The sequence below is a fragment of the Mesorhizobium sp. M5C.F.Ca.IN.020.32.2.1 genome (genome assembly GCF_004023105.1).
Classification (GTDB): Bacteria; Pseudomonadota; Alphaproteobacteria; order Rhizobiales; family Rhizobiaceae; genus Mesorhizobium; species Mesorhizobium wenxiniae.
The window spans coordinates 1-2,766 of sequence record NZ_RZSX01000829.1 but is presented as its reverse complement, the minus strand read 5'-3'; the positions used below and the strand labels follow the sequence as shown (position 1 = coordinate 2,766).

Annotated in this window: 2 protein-coding genes and 1 pseudogene; all 3 read right to left on the bottom strand. The window is 63.8% G+C overall.

Translation table 11 applies throughout. The features are described 5' to 3' along the window. On the bottom strand, window positions 1-729 hold a 729-nt coding region (locus tag EOA86_RS29485), incomplete at its 3' end, for an ABC transporter substrate-binding protein (RefSeq protein ID WP_164892098.1). Between the two features lie 165 nt (window positions 730-894). Further along, window positions 895-2,334, bottom strand: coding sequence for a hypothetical protein (locus tag EOA86_RS29480; RefSeq protein ID WP_128344875.1), 1,440 nt, complete (start codon window positions 2,332-2,334; stop codon window positions 895-897). A gap of 24 nt (window positions 2,335-2,358) precedes the next feature. Beyond that, a pseudogene (locus EOA86_RS29475) lies at window positions 2,359-2,766 on the bottom strand (nicotinate phosphoribosyltransferase); the annotation flags it as partial.

Sequence of the window (2,766 nt, the reverse complement as noted above, 5' to 3'; positions counted from 1 at the left end):
GTAGATCACCTCGGTCTCGGCTGGGATCTGCGGGAAGTATTTGGTGAAGGACGATTCCGTCGGCGGGATGGCGATCTGGGCAATGACTTCGGCGCCTTGCGCCTTCAGCGCCGGCGGCAGATAGTCGCGATGGTCGTAGCCGAAGGCGAAATCTGGGAATATCTGCGTCACCTTCTTGCCGGCATTCGCCGCGATCCAGGGCGCCATCGCCTGGATCTGGCTCTTCACGTCGGTGATGCCGGGCTGGAAGACGTAGCGGTTGAGCTTGGTCGAGGCGACGTGGTGGCCTTCGCTGACGACGAAATAGGGCATCTTGGCCTCGCCGGCAGCCGGCGCCGAGCCGATGACGACATGCGAAAACAGCGTGCCGTAGACGATGTCGGTCTTGTGCTGGGTGGCGAATTTGCCGACCACTTCGGCGCCGCGGCCGGGATCGGTGCCGTCATCCTCGATGATCACCTCGACCGGCCGGCCGTTGATGCCGCCGGCTTCGTTGATCGCCTTGACCGCGGCGGCGGTGGTCCTCTCGTACCAGCGACCATAGGCGGCGCCGATGCCGGTGCGGTGGGACTGGAAGCCGATCTTTATCGGCGCCGAGCTCTGCGCCTGGCTATAACGCACGAACCCAGGCGCGACGGCAAGGCCGGCGCCTGCGGCCAACCCCTTCAGCGCCGTGCGGCGGGTGAGACCGGTTTTGGAGAGATCTAAAAACCCATTCTTGTCAGTCACGGCAGTTCCCCTTGTTTTTGAGTTTTGACCAATGGCTGTAGCGAAGCGGGCGACCCTGGTACGAGCGCCGAAATTGCATGTGTACAAACTAAATCATCAAAGCCCTGGTGTGGCAAGCGGGCTTTCCCCAACGTTCAATCGACGCCATCGAGCCGGGCTTTTGTCTCATCCGACTGAAGGCGTGGCAAGTAACCACAGGCCGAAGACCGTATAGGCGATCATCAGCACGGTGAGCGGAAACTGGCTGAGCGCGGCGCGAGCGGGAACCGGGTGCAATCGCCAGGCGAGGCCATGGGCAACGAGCACGGCGAGCATGTGGCCGGCGATGATGACGCCGGCCTGGAGATTCCAGAGCCACCATGCCGAGCCGGCGCCAGCCGCCACGCCGGCTTCGATCTGCATGCCGGCGGTGCCGAGCAGGTTCCAGCCCAGCGCAAACGGGTCGGAAAGAGCGGCGATGGCGTATTGGCCATCGACCAGCAGCGCCGTCAGGTAATGCGCGACATGGTAGGCGAGCGCGATCGGCACGATCGACCAGACCAGCAGCCCTGCGGCCTGACTGAGGGAATGCGGGCTGCCGGCAAGACGCTGGCCAAGGACAATGGCAAGGATGAACGCGACTGCAAGCAAGACGAACGTCAGCACGAGCCCGAAGGTGCCGATGCCGATCACCGCCGTGCGGCCCGGAAACTCCAGCGGATTGAGGCCGAACAGGCCGAGCCAAAAGAAGGTTTTCGACAGGCCATCGAAGGAGACCGACGACAGCGCAAGCAGCAGGAAAGCAATGCCGCTGAGCGACAGCGGCGCGGCATCGCTGAGCGTGGCGCCCGGCCAGCACAGACTGAGCCGACCGCCTTCACTGCGCTCGACTTCATTGCGCTCAAGGAGGGCGAATCGTGCAATCATGGCGAAGAAGACGGCCAGGAACTCGCCTCGCCGGCTCCAGTCGCGGTAGCCGAACACCAGCATGGCGGCAAAACTCAGCAGCCAATAGAAACCGGCGGCCCAGGCGAGCCGCGCCGGATCGTCGGGCGCCGGGTCGATCAGCTCGAACCAGGCGAAGGCGAAGAACAGCACGACGGCCGGCCAGCAGCCAAGCCACGGAGGCGGGCGCCATGTCTGCCGCTTGCCGAACAGGCGGGAAATGACACGCCAAGGCCCGTACCATGGGTTCAGCCATGACCAGAGATTGCCGAGCAGCCCCTGCAGCAAAACCAGCCCAACCCAGAGCAGCGTCCAGATGGCCAGCGGCAGCGGGTTGGAAAGCGGATCGCGGCTGCCGAACAAGCCGGCCGCAATAAGAATTGCAAAGCCGGCAAATGATATCAGGCTGACGATTGCCCGTGCGCCGTTGCCGAATGCGAAAAGCGGCAGGCGCCGCCGCCAGAAGCGGGCGGGAAAGTCTGACGGCAGCAGCGCGAGGACGAGAAAGCTGGCGGCAACGGCAAGCGCGCCGCCGGCGACGTAGTAGCCCGTCGGCAGAAGCAGGACGTGGCCGCGATCGGAGGCATGGGCAAAGGCCGGGGTGGGCGCGAGGAAGATCAATGAAGCCGCAAAGGGTATTGCTATTGCCAACCGGCAGCGCACTACGGCGAAGGAACTCATGCTATCCAAGAGTTCCCTCGCCCCTCACACCTTGACCAGCTGCTCCACGCGGTCTTTCTCGCCAAATATACGCAAATAGCGTTCGATCTCTTTCTCGTCGCCGGTGGCCTTGGCTGGATTATCGGAGAGCTTGACCGCCGGGCGGCCATTGGCCTCGGTGACCTTGCAGACCAGCGAGATGGCGTCGAGCCGGTTGGTGTTGGTCGGCGCGCAACCTTCGAAATCATTGGTCAGGTTGGTGCCCCAGCCGAAGGACATGCGCACCTTGCCGCGGAAGTGGCGGTAGGTTTCCTCGATGGTCTCGACCTCGAGCCCGTCGGAGAAGATGAGCAGCTTTTGCCTGGGGTCCTTGCCCTTTTCACGCCACCAGGAAAGGATCTTCTCGCCGCCCTCGATCGGCGGCGCGCTGTCGGGCCGAAAGCCGGTCCAGTC